The sequence below is a fragment of the Hominimerdicola alba genome (assembly GCF_900109655.1).
Lineage (GTDB): Bacteria > Bacillota > Clostridia > Oscillospirales > Ruminococcaceae > Hominimerdicola > Hominimerdicola alba_B.
Window position 1 is genome coordinate 287,578 of the sequence record NZ_FOAT01000001.1, and the last position, 23,012, is coordinate 310,589.

Consider the following 23,012-nt stretch of genomic DNA (forward strand, 5'->3'; position numbering starts at 1 on the left):
CCTATATTAAAATCAGAGCGGCAGTCAATCCAGCGGAGATACCCGCCGCCCTGTATATCCTTGTGTATTTTTCTCTTGCCATGTGAGCTTTTTCCAGTGCGGTGTTGACTTCCGCCCTGAACAAAGCATTCTGCGCCAGCTGACCATCGATATCTGTATGACCGAAACGAGCTATAAGATCGGCAAAGGCCTCACACATCTCAAGTCCGCTTGTTCTTATGAGTGATGATACACATTCGGTAATATTAACATCATCCGATACAAAGAAGGAGCTGTAACTTCCCTTTTCCTCAGATATGCGCCGAAAAATGCCAGCGGTGTCAAGGCGGCACGAGGTAATGCAGATATCTATCTTCGACATTATCGCACTTAATTCACGGAGCTCGTCCTCGCGCTTTTTCAGGCGATATACTGCGTTTTCACCTGCCGCCGCACCCGATGCTGTCAGCAACAGACAGCCTATCACACCAAGCACAGGAGCTCACCTGCTGTTCGTATATCTTTCACAGCACGGTCTTTCAGCAATAGTACTGTGTCGAAAACCCCATCAGCAAGAAGCTTTGAGATATTCGGCTTATGTGAGAGTTCCGAAAGACTTCCGCAGTGGCAGGTAGCTATCAGCGCTACCCCTGAATCACAGGTATATTCGAGGGATGCAACGTCCTCAGCCGAGCCTATCTCATCGCACACCAGCACCTGAGGTGACATCACGCGGACTGCGGTCTCCACGGCGGCTTTGCGCGGGTATCGGTCGAATACATCCGTCATGATACCTACATCGTTTGTAGGCATTCCCGATACTGTCGCTGCCAGTTCACTGCGCTCGTCTATGATGGCAGTTCTGTAAATGCCGCCGCATAGCCTGGCAAGATCTCGTAAGAAAGTTGTTTTGCCTGATGAGGGTTCGCCGGCGATAAGCATAGATTCAGGACGTTCAGCCATAAATCGGCGGAATATATCCTCGGCACAGCCTGTCACCTCCCGCGGGATACGGATATTCAGCGAAGATATATCACTGACATTCACTACCCTGCCGCCCTCTGCCGAAGCTGTACCTGAAACACCCACTCGAATACCACCGCACCATGCCGCATAACCCTCGCATAGCTGTGCAGTACTGCTGTGCATGGAGTATCTGAAAGCCCTTGCGGCTGTGAGTTCCATATCTTTCGGGGTGACTGTGATCTCGCGATACGGGATTATAGTATCATCCGTTAAGGTCAGCGAAAGTGGTCTGCTGGTACGCAGACGTATCTCGCAGATCTTTGAGGTAATGTCACACGGGAGATTTTCAAGCATATCCGCAAAATGAGTGGGAAGAAGTTTCAGTGCGTTTTTAAGAGTTGTTGCTTCGGACAATTCGATCACTCCTTTGCTTGTCCATGGTAAATAGATATGCTTTGTGTCAGAAAGATATGCATAAAAAATCGCCGCTGTCTTTTTACCGACAGCGGCGCTGAAAGTTTATTTTTCTGTGAGCTCAATAACTTTGCTCTGTTCATCGATGCTTACTTCGTTGACCTCGTCTATCGAGGGGATATCAAGGGCGAGAAGTTCCTCGGCAGTTAGGGGCGTACGCTCGGGAGGCTTTTTATAGAGATGCTGAACATCGTCCATATAGTACGCTGTGCTTGTGGGAAGCTTCTTCTTGCGAAGTTTTTCCTCTACCGAACCTCTTATGAAGCTGTACAGCAGAGCTGTGGTGGGGACTGCAAGTATCATTCCGCCGAAACCGAAAAGCCCGCCGAAAAGGAACAGTGATATCAGAACCCAGAAACCCGGAAGTCCTGTTGAATCACCAAGAATTTTCGGACCGAGGATATTGCCGTCAAACTGCTGGAGCACTACTACGAAAATAATGAAAATAACACACTTTTTCGGTTCGATAAGGAGTATCAGCAGACCCGTGGGTACCGCACCTATCAGTGGACCGAAGAAAGGTATGATGTTGGTCACGCCTATTATAACGCTTATCATCGTAGCGTAGGGCATACTCATTATCGTAAGACCTATAAAGCAAATCAGACCGATTATGATGGAATCGATTATCTTGCCTGTAATGAAGCCGGAGAAGACGGTGTTTGCCTGCTCGCAGCCTGCCATTATCTTTTCGCAGGTACGCTTTTTGGTCAAGGCTATGATGATCTTTTTGAACTGTGCCAGAAGCTTTTCCTTGCTGCAAAGCATATAAACAGATACTATAAGACCCAGCAGGAAGTTCTTGACTACGGTAACGATACCCCACGCGCCCGATAGGATATTTTCAAGCATGGGCTTGACTTTATCGTATATCGTACCCACATCGGTATTGAAATCAGACAGCCATTTTGTTGCCGCCTGTTCCAGTGCGGGATAGTTTCGGAATACCTTGTTTATCCATTTCTGGATACTCTCGGCTATGGACCCTGCATTATCAAAGATCTCCATAATTGATTTTATAAGTTCGGGGACTACTATAGCAACGATACCCGTAACTATACCAAGAAAAAGAAGCTCGGTTATGATAACCGACACAACTTTGATGAACCCGGAGGCTTTCTGCCGCTTTTCCTCTGTCTTGTATAATTTTCCCATCAGACGGCTCGTCCGCACCATAAGGGGGTTTGTAAGGAATGCGATTATCAAGCCCCAGGTCACAGGCTGCAATACATCAAAAAGATGATAGATACTCTCCAGTATATCAGTAACGTTATTCAGTGCCAGTACCAGCAGTACATTAACAGCGATGACTACCGCCGCGTACACCGCGATGGTCTGGTACTTTTTGTTTGTATATATCTTCATGGTCTGTCCTTTCATTGAAAAAATACTGTTATTTATTATAACTCATTTTCAGAAGATTTGCAAGTGATTTACGAATTTTTTTGACCGCATACGAGCATTTACAGAAAGTTAACATTACATTTTTCGGAAAACCTCTTGACAAATGGCAAAAAAAGTAATATAATGCAAATCAGAAAATTTGATAAACGAAATCCTGTGAGCAAAAGTAAGTAACTGTTTGAGGTAGTTTCAGAGAGCTGTCGTTTGGTGCGAGACAGTACGAGGGCATACAGTGAATGGATTTGTGAGGAGCGGAGCGAAAGTTTTCACGAGTATCTCCTGCCGTGTTCCCTACGTTAGTGCGGAGGGGTATTGATCTCTAGGTCATTCCGAAGAGTGCGTACCTTGTGAGCCGACAGTTATTTGTCGGGAAAATGGGTGGCACCACGGTTCTATCGTCCCATGACTGAAGTCATGTGTGATGATGGGGCTTTTTTTATTGCCGTTTTTGCTTTGGGATATCAAACAATGGAGGTAATCACTATGCTGTATCCGAACCTTGAAGACGTAAAAAAATATCTGGAGAGCTACAAAACAGTTCCTGTTTTCTATGAGCTGCTGATGGACAGCTGCACTCCGATACAACTGTTCAACTGCCTGCACGAGCTGTATGAGGACTGCTTCATACTTGAATCGGTAGACAACAAGGACAAGTGGGGCAGATATTCCTACGTGGGCATTGATCCCAAAGCCGAGTACGAACTGAGAAACGGCGTTATGACGATCAGACAGGCAGGCAAGGCTCCTGTTGAGGTAAAGACAGATGATCCCATCGGTTTCCTTTCCAAGGTCATCGACGAACACAAGTCTCCCAGATTTGAAAGCTACCCCAAGCTGACAGGCGGTCTCATGGGATACTTCGCTTACGACATGGTAAGATACTTCGAGAAGAAGCTCACAAACGTCCCCAAGGACGATCTCGGAATGGCTGACGCCGATCTGTTCATGTTTGAAAAGCTGGTGGCTTATGATCACCTTAGCAACAAGGCAGTTATCATACTGAACATCAATTCAACCGATGATATCGATGCAAAGTACGCTGCCTGCGAGCAGACTGCTCTTGATATAGTAGTTGCATTGAAGAGCTATCAGCCCGAGGTAAAGAAGAGAAAGCCCATGCCCGAGAATATCGAGGTAAGATCGAACATAAGCAAGGAACAGTACCTTGAAAATGTTCGCAGGGCTAAAGAATACATCAAGGACGGCGATATCTTCCAGATAGTTCCCTCCCAGAGATTTGAGATGGACAACCCGCCCGACAGCTTCGATGTTTACAGAATGCTGCGTTCAACCAATCCTTCCCCGTATCTGTTCTACTTCAAGCACGATGATTACGCTTTTGCAGGTGCTTCTCCCGAAATGCTGGTAAGCGTTGAAAAAGGAACGGTAGTCACAAGACCCATCGCAGGCACTATAAAGCGCGGTGCTACCCACGATGAGGACATCATGAACGAACAGCGCCTCATCAACGACCCCAAAGAAAGAGCCGAGCACACAATGCTTGTTGACCTTGGCAGAAACGACATCGGCAAGGTGAGCGAATTCGGAAGCGTCGAAGTTACCGACCTGATGGTGGTTGAGAGATACTCAAAGGTAATGCATATAGTATCTAATGTTAAGGGCAAGCTCAGAGAGGACAAGAAACCTCTTGACGCGCTGATGGCTGTACTGCCCGCTGGTACCCTTTCGGGCGCACCCAAGGTGAGAGCAATGGAAATAATCGACGAGATGGAGACCACAAAGCGCTGTCTTTACGGCGGAACAGTTGGTTATCTTGCATTTGACGGTTCGCTGGATACCTGCATCGCTATCAGAACGGTGCTTTTCAAGAACAACAAGGCTTATGTTCAGGCAGGCGGCGGCGTGGTCGCAGATTCTGTTCCCGAAAACGAATATGAAGAGAGCTGCAACAAGGCTCTTGCGGTTATAAATGCTGTCAAGGAAGCAGCAAGACTGTAAGGACGGGGGTAAATTAAAATGATACTTTTGATAGATAATTACGACAGTTTCACATACAATCTTTATCAGGCTATCGGTGTACTTAACCCCGATATCAAGGTAGTACGAAACGATGAGATAACCATCGAGGAGATCGAAAAGCTCGACCCTCAGGCGCTGGTAGTATCTCCCGGCCCCTGCTATCCCAAGGACGCAGGTATCTCCGTTGAAGCTATAAGACATTTCAGCGGAAAGCTCCCTATCTTCGGAGTATGCCTGGGTCATCAGTCCATAGCCGAAGCTTTCGGAGGACACATAATCCATGCAGCTGAACAGATGCACGGCAAGCAGACTTCCATAGATATCGACAACGATCAGCCCATATTCAAGGGTCTGAAAAACAAGGTGGATGCGGCAAGATATCACTCACTGATAGTTGAGAAAGAAACTCTCCCCGACTGTCTTGAAGTTATCGGTACAGATGACAGAGGTCAGATAATGGCACTGAAACACCGCGAGCACCCTACCTACGGCGTACAGTTCCATCCCGAGAGCATACTCACTGAATACGGCTCTGCTATAATCGCAAACTTCCTTAGGATAGCAGGCATCGAAGTTTCAGGTCCTCAGGTAAACGTTCTTCCCGATTCCGAAAGAACAGAACTGAAGTCTTACATTTCTAAAGTTGTTGACGGTCAGCACCTTACCCGCGAGGAAGCAAGAGATGCTATCGACATAATCATGGGCGACCGTGCTACAAACGCACAGACAGCCGCTCTGCTGACTGCCATGAGAATGAACGTTGAGACTATCGACGAGATAACAGGCTGTGCTCAGGGTATGAGAGACAAGATGGCTAAAGTTCCTCACAACAGCGAAGTACTTGAAATAGTTGGTACAGGCGGAGACCTGGCACAGAGCTTCAATATCTCCACTACTTCTTCCTTGGTGGTATCTGCCTGCGGTCAGGCTGTGGCAAAGCACGGCAACAGAAGCGTTTCTTCAAGAAGCGGCGCGGCTGATGTGCTGGAAGCTCTCGGCGTAAAGATAGCTTCAACTCCCGAAAAGGCTGCTGCCTGCATAGATGAAGTTGGCGTATGCTTCCTGTTTGCTCAGAGCTATCACAAGGCTATGAGATTCGTGGGACCTGTAAGAGCACAGAGCGGTATCAGAACAGTCTTCAATATCCTCGGACCTCTTGCAAACCCCGCAAATGCTGAGTACAACGTTATCGGTGTTTACGAGGAAAGACTTATCGACATCGTTGCAAACGTTCTGAAAAATCTGGGTGTTAAGCACTCCATGGTTGTTTACGGCAGTGACGGACTTGATGAGATATCAATATCGGCACCCACATATTTCGCTGAGATAGACAACGGTCAGATAAACAGGTTCACACTTTCACCTGAGGATGTTGGTCTGACAACTGCTAAGAAATCAGAGATCGTTGGCGGTGACGCACTGGAGAATGCTTCCATCACACTGGGCATACTCAAGGGCGAGATACAGGGCGCTAAGAGAGATATCGTACTGTTCAATTCGGGCGCTGCGCTTTATGCCTGCGGCAAGGCAAACAACATCGAAGCAGGTGTTAGAATGGCACGCGAAGCCATCGACAGCGGTGCGGCACTGGCACAGCTGAACAAGCTGATCGAGTTTACAAACAGAGGATAAATATATGATACTTGATGATATAGTTGCTCAGCGCAGGATACAGCTGAGACACGAAATGGAGCGCTGCTCCCTGAACAAGATGCGCCGCAGAGCTGAGATACAGCTTACGGAGCGCACTCCCCTTTCGCTGGAAAAGGCTTTGAAAAAGGATACGCTTTCATGCATATGCGAAGTGAAAAAAGCTTCACCCTCAAAGGGTCTGATAAGAGAGGATTTCCGTCCTGTGGACTTTGCAAAAGAGTACGAAGCGGCGGGTGCCAATGCAATAAGCTGTCTTACAGAAGAGCATTATTTTCAGGGCAGTTCACAGTATCTTGCAGATATACGCAAGGCTGTGAATATCCCGATACTTCGCAAAGATTTCATATTCGATGAATACCAGATATTTGAAGCTGCGGCACTGGGCGCGGATGCAGTACTGCTTATTGCGGCTGTACTTTACGAACAGGATTTTGAAAGGCTGTTCAAGCTGGCTAAGACACTGGGACTCAGCGTACTGGGTGAGATGCACACAGTGGAAGAGATGCAGTGCTACGCTCTTGACCGCGAGGGCATGGTCATCGGTGTTAACAACCGAAATCTAAAGACTTTTGAAGTCGATCTTGCGACAGCTTCAAAACTGAGACCCTACGCTCCCGACGGTGCCGTGTTCGTGTCCGAGAGCGGCATAAACACCAACGCAGATATGAAAGCTGTACGAGAGGGCGGAGCTGATGCAGTGCTGATAGGCGAAACACTCATGAGAGCAGAAAGCATCACCGATAAGCTTCACGAACTGCGAGAGGGCGTATGATGATACCAAAGGATACGAAAGTATACGACCACATACCGGACGACACAGAGATGATACGAAACGATACCAAAAAATGCAATGACATCGGCGAGGTACGAAAAGAGATCGACCGCATCGATGATATGATAGTGAATCTGATAGCCGAGCGCGGACAGTACGTCAGGCAGGCGGCAGGCTTCAAGAAGAACAGCGATGATGTTAAAGCTCCCGACAGAGTAGAAAAGGTCATCGCGGGCGTCAGGGAAAAGGCTGAAAACTGCGGCGGAGACCCCGATATAACGGAAGCGGTATACCGCACGATGATAAGCTGTTTCATAGACGCTGAAACAATAGAGTTCAACAGTAAGAAAGAGGGTAAATAAATGGAAAAGATAGGACGCTTCGGTGATTTCGGCGGACAGTATATCCCCGAAACAGTCATGACAGCAGTTCATGAACTGGAAGCCGCTTACGACAAATACAAGGACGATCCCGAGTTCAACAGAGAGCTGCGCGAGCTTTACCGCGATTACGCAAACAGACCTTCAATGCTTTATTATGCTGAGAAGATGACAAAAGATCTGGGCGGCGCTAAGGTGTATATCAAGAGAGAGGATCTCAACCACACAGGCGCACACAAGATAAACAATGTTCTGGGTCAGCTGCTGCTTGCAAAGAAGATGGGCAAAAAGCGTATCATCGCTGAGACTGGTGCAGGTCAGCACGGTGTTGCTACCGCTACCGTATGCGCACTGATGGGCCTTGAATGTGAAGTATACATGGGCTCCACCGATATGGAAAGACAGTCCCTGAACGTTTACAGAATGAACCTGCTGGGCGCTAAGGTAACAGGAGTTGACAGCGGCACAGCTACACTGAAAGATGCGATAAATGAAGCTTTCCGCGACTGGTGCTCAAACATCGACACCACATTCTACTGCATAGGTTCGGTTATGGGACCTCACCCCTACCCCACTATGGTGCGTGATTTCCAGAAGATCATCAGCGAAGAGATCAAGGCGCAGATGCTGGAAAAAGAGGGCAGACTTCCCGATGCTGTTGTTGCCTGCGTAGGCGGCGGCTCAAACGCTATGGGTGCTTTCTATGATTTCATCGGCGATAAGGGTGTAAGACTCATCGGTGCAGAAGCTGCGGGCAGAGGTGTTGATACTCCCGAACACGCAGCTACCATCGCAAAGGGCGACCTGGGCATCTTCCACGGTATGAAGTCACTGTTCTTACAGAACGAGTACGGTCAGATAGATGAAGTTTATTCTATCTCCGCAGGACTTGACTACCCCGGCATAGGTCCCGAGCACGCATATCTCCACTCCATCGGCAGAGCTGATTATTTCAGCATAACCGACGAGGAAGCTGTTCAGGCTTTTGAATACCTTTCAAAAACCGAGGGCGTTATCCCTGCAATAGAATCAGCACACGCTGTTGCTGCTGCTATGAAAGTTATTCCCCAGATGAGCAAAGATCAGATAGTTGTTATAAACCTGTCGGGCAGAGGCGACAAGGACGTTTATTCCATAGCTAGATACAGAGGAGTTGAGTTAGATGAAAAATAGGATAGACGCTTGCTTTGAAGACCTCAAAGCTCAGGGTAAAAAAGCACTTGTTACTTTCATTACTGCGGGCGACCCCGACCTTGCAACTACCGAAAAACTTGTGCTTGAAATGTTCGATAAGGGCGCAGATATCGTTGAGATCGGCGTACCTTTCTCAGACCCCATCGCTGAGGGCGGCACTATCCAGCGTGCTTCCCTGAGATCACTGAAACACAACACAAACCTCGACCAGATATTCGAGCTTGTAAGCAGGCTCCGCGATAATACCGAGAAGCCCATACTTCTGATGATGTACCTGAACACCGTATTCCGCTACGGTACAGAGAAGTTCTTCAATAACTGCAAGAACGTTCAGATAGACGGCGTTATCATCCCCGATATGCCTTTCGAGGAGCGTGACGAAGTAAAGGAATACTCCGAAAAGACAGGCGTAAGAAGCATTTATCTCGTTGCACCTACATCCAAAGAGCGTGTGAAGATGATAGCTGAAGAAAGCAAGGGCTTCCTTTATATAGTATCCTCCCTTGGCGTTACAGGTACACGTAATGAGTTCAGCACGAATTTCGATGAACTGCTGGCTCCCCTAAAAGAAGGCAACTACTGCCCTGCCTGCATCGGTTTCGGTATATCCAACGGCGAGCAGGCTCGTAAGATGGCAGACTATTGCGACGGCTGTATCATCGGTTCTGCGATAGTTAATATCGTGGAGAAATATGGTGCAGATAGCGTTGAGCCTGTGGGTGAATTTATTGAGAGCGTAAGAACAGCACTGGACGCTTAACTGCCAAGGAAGGGAGCTTTATCTGATTAGCGCAAAAGATGTAATCTATCCATACCAAAATTATTGATACAGACGATACAGCGGATCAACAGCCACATCTTCGGGTGTGGCTGTTTTATGATTATGATCACCGGCATCAATTAATTTTAACCAAAGATGAAGTGCGTAAATTTTTTCACATGAAGTATATTGTGTAATATATATTGTAGTGATTGGGTAATTAAATAAGATTAAGTATATAATCATAAATCGTGTGTTAATTTATTGACATTCAAAATTATACATGATATAACAATTCCTGCGTGTTATTATTGTGAGTAATTCGCCTTGCCATGACGGCATGATAATTTATTTAGACAGGAGGATTAAAATGAATCACAAAAAATCATAACCACCACTTTAGTGGTGGTTATGATTTTTCACTAACAGCCGCACCGTCTGTGCCAATTGTTATGCCATCGATAACAGTATCAGTCACAAGTATGCCCTGCCAGTCGAAGTAATACTGTTTACCATCTATCTCCTGCCAGCCTGTTGCTACTACGCCGCCTTTGAGATTATAGTACTTTTCTCCGCTCCATGTAAGCCAGCCCTCGGTAACATAACCGTTCTCACCGAGATTATACATTTCAGTGCCGACTGTAATGGGACCTCTCAGCATAACGCCGTGTTCAAGATAGTAACGTTTGTCCTCGATGGTCGTCCAGCCCTCCTGCAAAGTGTCGTCATCGCCAAAGTAAAACTCAGTGCCGTTCAGAGTTTTCCAACCCTTATACGCTTTACCATCACTGCCGAAATAATAGATCTTACCGTTCTCGACAGTAACCCACTTGTTTTCTTCAATGCCGTTCCTACTGAGATAGTAGATGTTGCCGTCGTCGTTATAAACACCGATATGCATAACGCCTTCATCATTGAAGAAATAGCGTTTGCCGTCTATATCCGTCCAGCCGATAGCTGCATTTCCATTCTCATCGAAATAATAAGTCTTATTGCCCTCTGTGTGGAAACTCTCGGTCAGCCATTCTTCGCCGCCCTTTTTGTACTTTATCTGACCATCAAGTTTCACAATACCATCAGAAAGCACACCATCAGAGGAGAAAACATAGTTTTCTTCATTGCCACTAAATTCTCCTGTACAGGCGGCACCAGTCTCACCAAAGTAATAACGCTTACCATCTATAGTTGCCCATCCCAATGACTTCTTACCTGTTTCTTCATCGAAATGGAAACGGTAATCACCCACAGTTATCCAGCCGTAAGCAATGGAGTTATCACTGTAGAAATAGTAATTTCCAAGAACATCACTTCCGAATTTGTCATAGACATCTTTCTGGAATTTTTCTATTGTATCATCTCTATACTTATCGTCAAGTTCATTTATTCTTGCTATCTCATCGTAAGTGAGAGAAGCCCTCTTTTCATCGGATAGCTTTCCAAACTTATGTATATCCGACATATCTTTCTTGAAAAGCTTGACTTCTGCGGCATCGCTGCCGATAGAAGCCCAGCCGTAAGCAGCGTCGTGAGTTTTGGGATAAAAGTAGTATTTCAACATTATAGGTTCAAGGGTAATAGGATTTGTATCCCCGCTCGCCAGCTCTGTCCAACCACTTGCAACAACGCCGCCGCGTCCGAAATAATATCTTGAACCGTTTATCTTCTGCCAGCCCGAACGCATCTTAAATTCATCGTCAAAATAGAAGTAATCTTCGCCAATCTTGTTGAAGCCCTTTGCCGCCTCGCCTTTTTCGGAGAAATAATACTTGTTGTTTTTCTCCTCATACCAGCCAACCGTCATTACTCCATCGGAAGAGAAATGGTATGTCTTGCCGTCGATTTTTTTCCAGCTTTTGACCATCTCACCGCGTGTATCGAAATAATAAGTCTTGCCATCGATCTTACAAAAGCCCATAACACAAGCTCCTGTTTCATCATCGGCATAAAAATATTTTCCGTCTTTTTTTATCCAGCCGTGATGAAGAACACCGTCTTCATTGAAAAGATAGCGCTTGCCATCGATGACTTTCCAGTCGGTAGCCATTTTGCCTTCTGCATCAAAATAGTATACTTTACCTTCTATCTCATAGAAGCCCACAGCCATCTTACCGTCGTTCTTGAAATAATACTGAACACCGCCGACATTTACCCAGCCGCGGCGCTGTCTGCCGTTTTCATCAAAGTAAGAATTCCCCGTCATACCGGATCCGGGAAAACCGTGATCATCAAAGTAGTACTCATTACCGTTTATATCCACAAGGCCTGTTCTGAAAACACCTGATTCGGTGGAAAGGTAATACTTTTCACCGTCGATCTCGACAGTGCCACGCTGAATCACGCCGTCTTCACCCAGATAGTAAGTATCACCACGAAAATCATGCCAGCCGGGAGGAAGTATGATACCATCGTCATCAAAAAGATAACAGGTGTTGTCGATTATCTGGTAGCCTGTTACGCGATCGTTGGTCTCAGGAGAGATATAGTAAGTTCCCTCGGAATGGGTGTGCCAACCCACAGAATAATAAGACTGATAAATAAGATGTCCTGAAAAAACAACGCCAACTGCCGCTGTGCAGATCAGTGCCGAAACCATATTAGCGGCACTTCTGCGCTGTGCTATTACACGTGTCTTATCACGCACATATCCCTTTTCCAAGCCTTTGGTACTCATTCGGAATTATCCCTTTCCTAAAGAATTCACTTAGTTAGTATACCACATTCGAGCTTTGTTTGCAACCGTTTTTACCAAATCTTCACCTGATTTTCAGATAAGAAAAGTCGGAGAAAGCAATTTCTCCGACTTATAGAAAGCAAGTATAGACTCAGAATATTTTAGCAATATCAGAAAACTCACGACGTCTTGGTTTTTTAGGCTCTTCATCAGCATAGCCAAGTGCGAGCACAGCACCGATCTCCTCATTTTCGGGGATATTTAGCGCAGTACGAAGCTTTTCTCCATCGCGGATACCCATAACAAGCGTATCAAGACCAAGCTCTTTTGCTTTGAGCATGAACAGCATATTCTGTAAACCGAGGTCATAACAGCCCCAGCCGTTGCCAAGCTCGTTGATAGCCTGACCATTGTCATCAAAGCCAACGTTGTTCTTTTCGTAGGCTGTAACTATCAATGCGGCGTTCATGCACCTCTGCTCGTTGAACGAAGGAAAGCAGGTAGTCCTGAGCTCCTCGCGCTTATCTTTAGAAAGTACACAGTAGTACTTCGATGTCTGCTGATTTTTCCATGAGGGTGCTTCCTGAGCAGCTCTGATTATCTCCTCTACCTGTTCACGGGTAACTTCCCTGTCAGCGTACTTGCGCACGCTTCTTCTTGATCCTATAAGGGTCTGAAATTCCATGATGTACACTCCTTTATTCAAACAGTTTTCTCACCTTTTCGGTGTAAGCTTCATCTATCTCATACAAATAACTCGAATATGGCTGTATCACAGGGATAACAATAATATCAGTACCTGTAACACCAAGATAGTCAAGTATCGCTTTTGCTTCATCTATCTCCAGTGCTTTTTCAGAAAGAGCAGCTATCTCTTCATCGGTTTTATTACGATTAGTGCCGCTCATCAGACCGCACAGATAACTATCCTGCGACATCTGCCAGACATATACCTCTATCCCCTTAAAATTGCTGAGTTCAAAATACTCGGGGTACTTTTCCCTGAGCAGAGCTGTATCCACAGTACTTTGAGTATCTTCCTCAGATGTCGTTTCAGAAGATGTCACAGTTTCGGACGATGTACTGTCAGGTGTTTTCGCGCTAATCCCGCAGGATGACAGCAACATGACACCAAGCAGTGCCAACGCAATGATCTTTTTACACACAGTATCACCTCATATTTCAAGTACATTAAGCTTGATATCTATTATACACCAAAACCGCCGGTTTTGCAAGACCTTCCAAACAAAAAACGGACAGCCCGCAGACTGTCCGAAATATACTTTATAATACCGCATTCGCAAGCATCAGCTTGATACGGTTCTCCTGATTTACCTTTGTTGCACCAGGGTCATAGTCGATAGCGACTATATTCGCATCGGGATACGCCTGCTTGATAACGCGGGCACTTCCCTTTGCAACGATATGGTTCGGCAGACAGCCAAAAGGCTGAGTGCAGATGATATTCTTTGTTCCCGTCTCAGCAAGAGCCGCCATTTCAGCTGTTATCAGCCAGCCCTCACCCATCTTTACGCCCTGATTGATGTACTTGTCAGCGCAATGGCGAAGATGCTCGAAATCATGAGGCGGCTGGAATACTCCCTGCTCGTTGATGACCTTTATCTGCTGTTTCTGGAACTTGTAGAGAACATCATATCCGATTCCGTATATCAGAGACTTCTTGCTCTTGTTATCATAGATTTTCCTGTCGTTAACAGCATCGGAAGCACAGTACATAACAAAGTCGAGAAGTCCCGGTACATTGGGCTCACAGCCTTCGCTGAGCAGGAATTCATTCAGGTGATTGTTAGCAAGTGGTGAATACTTAACATAAATCTCGCCCACAATACCAACCTTTGGCTTTTTCTCCTTAGTTCTGGGCAGAGCGGCAAAGTCCTTCAGCATAGCACGGTATATCTTGGTAGTACTCATATAATCGCGCTTTGTATGGAACATTTTCCCAAGACGATGCTGCCATCTTGCCAGCAGTTCATCTGTAGAATTAGGCTGTATCTCGTAGGGCTTGCACTGATTGTAAAGCAGCATCAGCATATCGCCGTAAAGAACTGCGTAAATAAGCTTCAGCGCGATAGAGGGTGAAACTTCGATAGAAGCATCCTTTTCAAGTCCGCTGAAATTCAGTGAAAGCACGGGCACCTGCGGGAAAGTGGATGAAAGCGCCTTTCTCAGCAGATGGATATAGTTTGAAGCACGACAGCCGCCGCCGGTCTGCGAGATGAGCAGTGCAGTATGGTCGGGGTCATACTTGCCGCTTTTCAGTGCGTCCATAAACTGACCTATTACCAGCAGAGCGGGATAGCAAGTATCGTTATGAACATTTTTCAGACCCTCATCTATCACACTTCTTGTGGAAGTCTGCAAAAGCTCCATACGGTAGCCGTACTGTTCGTATATCGCCATTATCAGCTTGAAGTGTATCGGCAGCATATCGGGGATAAGTACAAGATAATCCGATTTTTTTGATTTGTCGAAGTACGACTTATGTACTCTGTCCGACCCTGAGTGAGGGATGCTGCATGAATTTGTATCAGACATTTCTATTCCTCCAAATAAACAAGAGATTACCTTTTTCAGACTGCGGACTGATTCTTCTTTTTGCGGGCAGCCTGAGCGTCTTTTTCTTCAAGGGCAGCCGCAAGAGAACGCAGTCTTATCTTGGCAGCACCAAGATTGGTTATCTCATCTATTTTAAGCTGAGTGTAGAGCTTGCCCTGTTCTTCAAGCACAGCCCTGACCTCATCGGTGGTAACAGCATCGATACCGCAGCCGAAGCTTACAAGCTGTACCATCTGCATATCATCATTCTCGCATACATATTTTGCTGCGCGGTACATTCTTGAATGATAAGTCCACTGATTGAGAACATCAAGTGCGGGAGTATCAACAAGACTAGCTACGCTGTCCTCGGTAATTACTGCAAATCCGAGGGACGCTATCAGCTTGTGTATGCCGTGATTTATCTCGGGGTCGATGTGATAAGGTCTGCCCGCGATAACGATTATCTTCTGACCCTTACTGCGGGCTTCACGGATTATCTCCTGCGCTTTGCCCTTGATATCACGACGGAAATCTATCTGCGCGGAGTACGCTCTGTTCAGCAGACTCATTACCTGTTTTGCTGAGATACCGTACTTTTTCAGCGCTTTCGCCATAGCCTTAGCAACATGACCCTTATTATTCAGGTCGAGATAAGGCGCTATGAAATTATCCTCGGTGAGCTTGTCATTATTAGCTTTGAGAAGCTCGGGATAATAAGCAACAACAGGACAGTTAAAATGGTTATCAGAACCGCCCTCATCGATATTATAGCTCATGCAGGGGTAGAATATGAAATCGACACCCTTTTCAAGCAGGCTCTCGATATGACCGTGGGCAAGCTTTGCAGGATAGCAAACGGTATCCGAAGGGATAGTCTGCTGACCCTTGTAGTAGGTCTCTCTGGTAGATTCCTCAGAGAACACAGGCTTAAATCCCAGGTCAGTGAAAAGCTGTGCAAAGAAAGGCATGAGGTCATAATAAGACAGGCACAGAGGCAGTCCCACAGTTGCGATGGGCTTCATGCGGGTCTTTTTATTTTCAAGTTCCCTGATGTAGTTGTACTTATATTCTATCATATTTTCGGTGCGGTCGGTTATCTTGATGCCCGCACCCTTTTCGCAACGGTTTCCTGCCACAAATCTGTGTCCGTCATTGAAGCGGATAACTGTCAGATTACAGTGAGCACCGCAGCCGCCGCACTGTAATGCACGTGAAGTATATGTAAATGAATCCAGATCTTCTTTGCTTATCAAACTCGAATGTTCAATAGAACCCTCGGATTTCTCCTTGGCAAACAGAGCACAGCCCAGAGCGCCCATAAGTCCTGCAATAGCGGGACGGATAACGTTCCTGCCAAGTTCCTGCTCAAAGGAACGCAGAACAGCATCGTTAAGGAAAGTTCCGCCCTGAACAACGATGTTCTGTCCAAGTTCTTCGATGGATTTCGCTCTGATAACTTTATAGACAGCGTTCTTGATTATGGAAGCTGAAAGTCCCGCAGAGATATCCTCAACGGTAGCACCATCCTTCTGCGCCTGCTTTACGGAGCTGTTCATGAAAACGGTACATCTTGAGCCCAGTTCAACAGGTGCTTTTGCAAAAAGACCGAGCTGTGCGAAATTAGCGATATCATAGCCCATAGCACCTGCGAAAGTCTGTATGAAAGAACCGCAGCCCGAAGAACAAGCTTCGTTGAGCATTATGCTGTCGATGGCATTATTTTTGATTTTGAAGCACTTGATGTCCTGTCCGCCGATATCAATGATAAAATCAACATCGGGGCAGAAATAAGCCGCAGCCTTGTAGTGAGCAACAGTCTCAACAATACCGAAATCAACACCTAGTCCGGCTTTTATAAGTTCCTCGCCATAGCCTGTAACAGCAGAAGCCTTTATCTTCAGCTTGTCACCTGCAAGACGGTAGATATCCTTTAATTTTGAAGCGATAATATCCAGAGGCTGACCCTGATTGGAGCAATAATGCTGATAAAGCAGCTTGCCCTCGGGAGTGATGAGCACCAGCTTTGTTGTAGTTGAACCCGCATCAATACCAAGATATGCGTCCCCCTCATAGGTAACAATATCCTCGTATTTAAGGTCGGATTTTTTGTGGCGCCCGATGAATTCGGCGTAATCTGCCTGAGATTCAAACAGTCTCCTGCCGACAACTATATTATCATTCGTCTTGGCATTGGTGATCTTTTCGAGTGCCTGATCTATGGTCATTTCTTCAGCAAGATCATGAGCATGGAGAGCTGCACCGTAGGCGATATAGCATGAAGATCTCTCGGGAAGGATAGCCATATCATCGCTGAGTGAAAGCGTGGTTTTGAAAGTCTGGCGAAGTGCGCTGAGGTAAGTCAGAGGTCCGCCAAGGAAAAGCACCTTGCCTGCTATCTTTCTGCCCTGTGCCAGACCTGAAACAGTCTGATCCACAACAGCCTGGAATATGGAAGCGGAGATATCCTCTTTTCTCGCGCCCTGATTCAGCAAAGGCTGTATATCGGACTTAGCAAAAACGCCACAGCGTGATGCGATAGGATAAGTCTTTTCGGCTTTGAGTGCGAGATCGTTCATATCATCGGGGGTAACACCCAGAAGTCCTGCCATCTGGTCGATAAAAGCACCTGTACCGCCCGCACAGGAACCGTTCATACGCTGTTCAACGCCGCCTGTGAGGAAAATTATCTTAGCGTCCTCACCGCCCAGCTCGATAACAACATCAGCATCGGGATAGGTCTTATTTACAGCAACAAAGGCAGAAAAGACCTCCTGAACAAAGGGTATACCGCAAGCCTCGGCTATACCCAGACCCGCCGAACCTGTTATAGCGATACGGAACTTGTCCTCCGGATAGCTCTTTCTGATGAGCTTCAGCTGCTCTGCTACCGTTTCCCTAACACGGGAAAAATGACGTTCATATCGGTTGTATATGAATTCACCATCAAGGGTGATAACTGTCTTGACTGTTGTGGAACCGACGTCGATTCCAAGGTCATAGGTCATACACATGAAAAAAACCTCCGCTGAAATAACAAATTAGTTTTATTATAACACATTCGACTTTAAATTACAAGTCATTTTAAAAATTTTTCAGACATCTACCTGTAAAACAAAAAAGATATCAGAAAAATAACAGTAATGTGACAATAGGATAAAATCTGCGAGAAACACTTGAAAATAATACCGTAATATGTTATAATTAACATATATGTAGTCATTATTATAAAGATAGGAGAATCATAAATGAGCACTAATCTTACAGAGGGACAGCGCGCTGTCCTTGCAATGTCACAAAACGTTATCGGAGAGGTAAAAAAAGTCATCATAGGCAAGGATGAGATAATCATCAAAGTACTGCTTTCGATACTTGCGGGAGGACATATCCTGATAGAGGATATTCCCGGCGTTGGTAAAACTACTCTCGCGGTGGCGCTTTCCAAGGCATTATCGCTGGATTACAAACGTCTGCAGTTCACACCTGATGTACTGCCTACCGATGTTACAGGCTTCAACATCCTAAACAAGCAGACACAGCGTTTTGAATACAAGCAGGGTGCTGCACTGACAAATCTGTTTCTTGCAGACGAAATAAACAGAACATCTTCAAAGACACAGTCAGCACTGCTGGAGATAATGGAAGAGGGCAAGGTAACTGTTGACGGAGTTACCAGAAAAGCTCCCGACCCATACATAGTTATCGCGACCCAGAACCCCATAGGTTCAATTGGTACACAAATGCTTCCCGAATCTCAGATGGACAGATTCATCGTAAGACTGACTATGGGTTATCCCTCGGTAGAGAACGAGGTAATGATGCTGAAAGCCAAGCAGAGCCTTGTTCCTGTTGACTGCGTAAATCCTGTAGTCACAGCCGAGGATATCATAAGGGCAAGACACGAGGTGGAGAACATCTATATCGCCGATCAGGTCATAGACTATATCGCAAGACTTGCAGCTGCTACAAGAAACCATCAGTTCATCAAGCTGGGTCTTTCACCACGAGGAACTATCGCACTGCTGAGAATGACAAAAGCGACAGCACTTCTCAAGGGCAGAGATTATGTTATCCCCGATGATGTTGCTTACACATTCAACGATGTTGTACTGCACAGAGTAGTGTTCAATTCAAAGGCAAAGATCAACGGTGTGAGCGGCGAACAGGTACTTAAAGACATACTCAGCACTGTTGAAGTGCCGAGAGTTGCAAGATAATGCGGGAGCGACGCCATGCCATTTTTATACACGGTACTGCTCATAGCTTCGGTATTTTTCTACATACTGTATGAACACCCATTTTCTTTCTATCTGTTTGCTTTTCTGCTTGTGATACCTGTGGTGATGTTTGTAATGACACTCCTCACAGCAAAGAAGCTGAAGATTGGATTTACTGACAAGCAGTCGATAGTCAGCAGAACAGCTAAGCTGCCAATAAGGCTCAGAGTCAGCAACAGCTCCATGCTTCCATGTCCTAATCTGCTTATTGAGATATCATATGCGAACAAGATTGACGGCAAGACAAATGTTGTCAAGATCAACACTCCCGTATATCCCCACGAAACTCAGATACTGACTCTGTCCGTATCGGGAGTGCACTGCGGAACGGTTGATTTCAATATAAAGAAGTGTAAGATATCGGATATGCTGAAGATCTTTAACATGAAAGTAAAAAGCAAAAACAATTTTCTATCCGATAGGAACTGCACTGTTACCATACTCCCCGATTATATCCCCCTTGAAAACGAAATAGCCAATTACGCAGATATGGGACTTGAAAGCGATGAGTATTCAAAGACACAGAAGGGCGATGACCCCTCTGAGATATTCGATATACGAGATTATGTGGAAGGCGATAAGCTGAACCGCATACACTGGAAACTTACGGCAAAGCAGGACAAGACTATGGTAAAGGATTACTCGCTGCCCATAGCAAATTCTATAGTACTTATGATCGACCTCTCAAAAGCTGACGGCAAGGCAGATGAACTTACGCTGTTCGATTCAGCAGTAGAGACAGCTGCTTCGGTGTCCGAATATCTGCTTGAAAATGAAGTTCCCCACAGAGCAGTCTTCTACGATGCCGACAGACAGATGTCCATAGAACAGAACATCAGCGATGACGAGAGCCATAGCACCATGGTCGGTATGCTTTTGCAGGCAAGACTTTGCGATACCAAGGATGCAGTTCTCACTGATTATATTGGAACCTCCGAAAGCGTGAAGTGCGGTCATCTGATATATGTATCAACCGGATACAGTCCAAATGCGACGGAACTTATGAGCGATGCCGATCTTGCATACAAATATACATATCTGCTCATGACAGATAAGGGCTCGCAGACAGCGCTTTATGATGAATTCGCAGAGCTTATCCCGGTATATCCCGGACAGCTCGATGGCTCCATAAGAGAGCTTTGTCTGTAAGAGAGGAGAAATTAATGAGAGAGTCGATAAACTCTCCTATAAAGATAAAGGTGACAGAATGAGTAACAAAACAAAAAGTGAAGCCGGGCTTATCGGCAGCGGCGGGATATGCATCGACGGTGATATCGACATGAGGCTGACTCAGTTCCACTCTTCGGGACTGTTCTTCGCTTTCAGGATCATCATCGCCCTTATGGCAACATTTTCTGCGGCACTGCTGGGCAACAACTTTTGCGACGCAGATATCAGCCCACTGCTGCTGGCTTATAACAGTACAGTGGCTGTGCTGGCCTTCGGACTTCTGGCTTCTAAACATAAGATAATCAAGATATGCGCCGCAATAGTCGGTGTAATGTACATTGTCCCACTGATAGGAAAAATCAGCATAATAAAATACGGTGCCCTGGCAGCAGCCCACGGATATCTTACCAAAGGCGAACTTCCCGGGCAGGCGACAAGTGCGTACAAAGATTACTTCACAACACAAGCCGCAGTAGACCAGGGCTTGTATTATTTCTTTTCGGCTGTGATACTTCTGGTGGCGATAGGTACTGTGATCGCATGTGTGGTGCGGATAGATTTCCCGATGCTGTTCATCGTGACCTTCCCTATCGTGGAGGTTGGACTGTATCTGGGATTTGATGTTCCCACCCCTGCTGTTCTGATGATGCTTATATCATGGATAACAGTGCTTTCTATGAACATCATCAACCACACTACTAACAAAGCAGGCAGGAACAACACTTTCGCGGTGCATGAAAAATCAAAGACGTTCTTCTTCACATCGGCTGAATCAAAAGCAGGATTCTACACGGTGTATATAAAATTCGTAGCATTAGTAACTGCGACTGTATTCCTGGCGATAGTTGTCTTCTCAAAGATCAGCGGTTTTTACAGACCCGATTCTTTTGCTGATTTGAGATACAATCTTCATCACGCGGCAGAGAAATTCGATATCACTCACGCAGATGATTTCCTCATCGATGTCAACGGTGGCTCGAACCTGTTCGGTGTAACAACAGTCGGCGGAACTAACGGCGGTATTCTGGGAACTACCAACGGTATAAGCTTCAATGGTTCAAAGGCTATGATAATAAACACCCAGCGATTCAACTACACAATGTATCTGCGAGGCTATGTTGCGGGCGAATACGCTGAAAACCAGTGGCAGCCCCTTGAAACTGACAGCACTATCAAAAAGATAAGCGATGATATATCTGAAAATGGAAGATGGATACAGGATTACGACAGCCTTCTTCTGAGTGATTCAGATGAAGAAACCGGTTCATCTGATGCAGCAATGGATATCACTATCAAAGGCGCCTGCTCAAAGTTTGTATATGCGCCATATGGATGTGATTACAGCTATTCATATGCAGCACTTCCCAATGAAAGCGGCATGACACCTTACAACGATTCATATGTTCGTATAAGCCAGTCAAGCAAGAACTACACGATGTACTATAAGACCTTTGAAACACCAAGCTGGATAACAAGAACCAGTAATCTCATCTATGCTGATCTGGATCATTTCTCTCAGAATTTCACGCCTTCCACAGATCTTTACAAGGAGTATGTAAAACGCAGTTATACTACTCCGGTAAAGCTGGATTCGCTTGATGCTGTATATAAAGAGATATGTGAGAAATATCTCAGGGACGAACCAGAATCCTGCTCATATGACAAGATATATTCTGCTATAAAGAATTATTTCAGCGACAATAAATTCACCTACGATACAAACCCGGGCAAAACTCCCGAAGGTGAGGATTTTCTTGACTATTTCCTCACTAAGCAGAAGAAAGGCTATTGTACTTATTACGCAACAGCCGGTGTTCATCTGCTAAGAATGTTCGGATACCCCGCAAGATACATCGAAGGTTACATGATTCTTCCCTCTCAGCTTGATACAGCAGTCAAGGACGTGAATAGATATGAGCTGGTCGTAAAAGACAAATGTGCTCATGCCTGGACAGAAGTATTCATCGAAGGTGCTGGCTGGATGCCTGCGGAATTCACTCCGGGATATGACGGCGACAACCCTAACCTAACCAAGGAAGAAAAAGGCGGAAATAAAAGGGATGAGAGCAGCATTTCAAACAGTTCTTCCAATCCCGACAGCAGCAAAACAGATATAAATAACAGCTCCAAAAAGCCACTGAACAACAGTAAGGTCTCTACCAACAGCAAAACTGGCTCAAAGACAGACAGTAAGAATTCCAACGGCAAGCCCGGCGGTGGTACAGTCGGCAAAAATTCGAGCAACAAAAACAGTGATACCTCGGGAAACGACAGCAATAACAGCAGTCAGCCCGAAAGCGGAGGTATAGTAAGATCGCCTGTTGGAAAAACAATTGGCATGACACTTCTGGCAATAGTTGCCGGTCTTGCAGCAATAATCATCAACCGAAAAAGATGCCTTGACAAGATGCACGACAGCTGCACGCAGAAAGATCTTGCAAAACGAGTGACAGCGTTCTACACATACTCGCTGAAATATCTCTCTGTCCTGCACATCGAGGTCAAGAAAAATCTATCGGATATGCAGATGTGCGATGAACTGATAAACAAATGTCATGAGCATCGTATACATCAGCTTGACGATAAGCTGACAGAGCTGACGATAATGGCAGTAGAAGCAAATATGAGCGCAGACAGCATCACCGAGGAAGAAGCTACAAGAGCTGAAGAGATAATGAGATGCATCTCTGAGGATATAGTAGCGAAGAAACTTGATATTATATCAAAGATCTCGGCGAGATTTATATACTGTCTGTATTGATCGGAAAGGATATGA

The 23,012-nt window shown here is 45.8% G+C and carries 17 protein-coding genes and 1 other annotated feature; of the genes, 9 read left to right on the forward strand and 8 right to left on the reverse strand.

The genetic code is table 11. The features are described 5' to 3' along the window. Nucleotide 1: 1 nt before the first annotated feature. The 3 genes from BMY75_RS01410 to BMY75_RS01420 form a co-directional block, all read right to left on the reverse strand. Complete coding sequence (locus BMY75_RS01410; protein ID WP_074828611.1) at nucleotides 2-475, reverse strand: stage III sporulation protein AB; 474 nt, start codon at nucleotides 473-475, stop codon at nucleotides 2-4. Next, entirely contained in the window at nucleotides 463-1,359 is an 897-nt protein-coding gene (locus BMY75_RS01415; protein ID WP_074828614.1) for a stage III sporulation protein AA, read from the reverse strand. Before BMY75_RS01415 ends, BMY75_RS01410 begins: the two co-directional genes overlap by 13 nt. 105 nt (nucleotides 1,360-1,464) lie before the next feature. After that, entirely contained in the window at nucleotides 1,465-2,784 is a 1,320-nt protein-coding gene (locus tag BMY75_RS01420) for an AI-2E family transporter (RefSeq protein WP_074828616.1), read from the reverse strand. Between the two features lie 186 nt (nucleotides 2,785-2,970). Next, nucleotides 2,971-3,229: a binding site (T-box leader), on the forward strand. Nucleotides 3,230-3,306: 77 nt separating this feature from the next. Here BMY75_RS01420 and trpE point away from each other — a divergent pair. From trpE to trpA, 6 genes are read left to right on the forward strand one after another with little or no spacing between them, the layout of a single operon-like run. After that, nucleotides 3,307-4,782 (forward strand): anthranilate synthase component I, encoded by a 1,476-nt coding sequence (gene trpE / locus BMY75_RS01425; RefSeq protein WP_074828618.1) that lies wholly within the window; start codon nucleotides 3,307-3,309, stop codon nucleotides 4,780-4,782. Nucleotides 4,783-4,800: 18 nt separating this feature from the next. Further along, nucleotides 4,801-6,435 carry a bifunctional anthranilate synthase component II/anthranilate phosphoribosyltransferase gene (locus BMY75_RS01430; protein WP_081350417.1) on the forward strand — a complete coding sequence of 545 codons (1,635 nt, stop codon included), beginning with the start codon at nucleotides 4,801-4,803 and terminating at the stop codon, nucleotides 6,433-6,435. A 4-nt stretch (nucleotides 6,436-6,439) separates the two neighbouring features. After that, nucleotides 6,440-7,228: an indole-3-glycerol phosphate synthase TrpC gene (gene trpC / locus BMY75_RS01435; protein WP_074828624.1), complete on the forward strand. Its 789-nt coding sequence runs from the start codon at nucleotides 6,440-6,442 to the stop codon at nucleotides 7,226-7,228. After that, on the forward strand, nucleotides 7,225-7,590 hold the full coding sequence (locus BMY75_RS01440; protein WP_347499916.1) for a chorismate mutase: 366 nt from the start codon (nucleotides 7,225-7,227) through the stop codon (nucleotides 7,588-7,590). The genes trpC and BMY75_RS01440 overlap by 4 nt, the downstream gene beginning before the upstream one ends. Further along, nucleotides 7,591-8,781, forward strand: coding sequence for a tryptophan synthase subunit beta (gene trpB, locus BMY75_RS01445; protein WP_074828628.1), 1,191 nt, complete (start codon nucleotides 7,591-7,593; stop codon nucleotides 8,779-8,781). Beyond that, a complete protein-coding gene (trpA, locus tag BMY75_RS01450) occupies nucleotides 8,771-9,562 on the forward strand; it encodes a tryptophan synthase subunit alpha (RefSeq protein ID WP_074828631.1) in 792 nt (263 codons plus the stop codon). The genes trpB and trpA overlap by 11 nt, the downstream gene beginning before the upstream one ends. A 409-nt stretch (nucleotides 9,563-9,971) precedes the next feature. Here trpA and BMY75_RS01455 read toward each other — a convergent pair whose 3' ends face one another. From BMY75_RS01455 to BMY75_RS01475, 5 genes are all read right to left on the reverse strand, one after another. Further along, nucleotides 9,972-12,233 carry an N-acetylmuramoyl-L-alanine amidase family protein gene (locus tag BMY75_RS01455; RefSeq protein ID WP_074828634.1) on the reverse strand — a complete coding sequence of 754 codons (2,262 nt, stop codon included), beginning with the start codon at nucleotides 12,231-12,233 and terminating at the stop codon, nucleotides 9,972-9,974. A gap of 151 nt (nucleotides 12,234-12,384) precedes the next feature. Further along, on the reverse strand, nucleotides 12,385-12,918 hold the full coding sequence (locus BMY75_RS01460) for a nitroreductase family protein (RefSeq protein ID WP_074828638.1): 534 nt from the start codon (nucleotides 12,916-12,918) through the stop codon (nucleotides 12,385-12,387). A gap of 13 nt (nucleotides 12,919-12,931) precedes the next feature. Beyond that, the gene (locus tag BMY75_RS01465) at nucleotides 12,932-13,399 is read right to left on the reverse strand and encodes a hypothetical protein (protein WP_139199660.1); all 468 of its coding nucleotides are present in this window, start codon (nucleotides 13,397-13,399) and stop codon (nucleotides 12,932-12,934) included. Nucleotides 13,400-13,517: 118 nt separating this feature from the next. Further along, nucleotides 13,518-14,789, reverse strand: coding sequence for a 2-hydroxyacyl-CoA dehydratase (locus BMY75_RS01470; protein WP_074828644.1), 1,272 nt, complete (start codon nucleotides 14,787-14,789; stop codon nucleotides 13,518-13,520). Between the two features lie 35 nt (nucleotides 14,790-14,824). Beyond that, nucleotides 14,825-17,803: an acyl-CoA dehydratase activase gene (locus BMY75_RS01475; protein WP_074828646.1), complete on the reverse strand. Its 2,979-nt coding sequence runs from the start codon at nucleotides 17,801-17,803 to the stop codon at nucleotides 14,825-14,827. Between the two features lie 234 nt (nucleotides 17,804-18,037). Between BMY75_RS01475 and BMY75_RS01480 the strand changes: the two genes are divergently transcribed. From BMY75_RS01480 to BMY75_RS01490, 3 genes are read left to right on the forward strand one after another with little or no spacing between them, the layout of a single operon-like run. Further along, entirely contained in the window at nucleotides 18,038-19,006 is a 969-nt protein-coding gene (locus BMY75_RS01480; RefSeq protein WP_074828652.1) for an AAA family ATPase, read from the forward strand. A 15-nt stretch (nucleotides 19,007-19,021) separates the two neighbouring features. Then, entirely contained in the window at nucleotides 19,022-20,215 is a 1,194-nt protein-coding gene (locus BMY75_RS01485) for a DUF58 domain-containing protein (protein ID WP_074828655.1), read from the forward strand. Between the two features lie 58 nt (nucleotides 20,216-20,273). Continuing rightward, entirely contained in the window at nucleotides 20,274-22,997 is a 2,724-nt protein-coding gene (locus BMY75_RS01490) for a transglutaminase-like domain-containing protein (protein ID WP_074828658.1), read from the forward strand. Nucleotides 22,998-23,012: the final 15 nt, after the last annotated feature.

Coding starts and splice junctions, on each gene's coding strand:
- BMY75_RS01420 (WP_074828616.1), bottom strand. CDS start 2,784: ATGAAGATATATACAAACAAAAAGTACCAGACCATCGCGGTGTACGCG.
- trpE (WP_074828618.1), top strand. CDS start 3,307: ATGCTGTATCCGAACCTTGAAGACGTAAAAAAATATCTGGAGAGCTAC.
- BMY75_RS01430 (WP_081350417.1), top strand. CDS start 4,801: ATGATACTTTTGATAGATAATTACGACAGTTTCACATACAATCTTTAT.
- trpC (WP_074828624.1), top strand. CDS start 6,440: ATGATACTTGATGATATAGTTGCTCAGCGCAGGATACAGCTGAGACAC.
- BMY75_RS01440 (WP_347499916.1), top strand. CDS start 7,225: ATGATGATACCAAAGGATACGAAAGTATACGACCACATACCGGACGAC.
- trpB (WP_074828628.1), top strand. CDS start 7,591: ATGGAAAAGATAGGACGCTTCGGTGATTTCGGCGGACAGTATATCCCC.
- trpA (WP_074828631.1), top strand. CDS start 8,771: ATGAAAAATAGGATAGACGCTTGCTTTGAAGACCTCAAAGCTCAGGGT.
- BMY75_RS01455 (WP_074828634.1), bottom strand. CDS start 12,233: ATGAGTACCAAAGGCTTGGAAAAGGGATATGTGCGTGATAAGACACGT.
- BMY75_RS01460 (WP_074828638.1), bottom strand. CDS start 12,918: ATGGAATTTCAGACCCTTATAGGATCAAGAAGAAGCGTGCGCAAGTAC.
- BMY75_RS01470 (WP_074828644.1), bottom strand. CDS start 14,789: ATGTCTGATACAAATTCATGCAGCATCCCTCACTCAGGGTCGGACAGA.
- BMY75_RS01475 (WP_074828646.1), bottom strand. CDS start 17,803: ATGTGTATGACCTATGACCTTGGAATCGACGTCGGTTCCACAACAGTC.
- BMY75_RS01480 (WP_074828652.1), top strand. CDS start 18,038: ATGAGCACTAATCTTACAGAGGGACAGCGCGCTGTCCTTGCAATGTCA.
- BMY75_RS01485 (WP_074828655.1), top strand. CDS start 19,022: ATGCCATTTTTATACACGGTACTGCTCATAGCTTCGGTATTTTTCTAC.
- BMY75_RS01490 (WP_074828658.1), top strand. CDS start 20,274: ATGAGTAACAAAACAAAAAGTGAAGCCGGGCTTATCGGCAGCGGCGGG.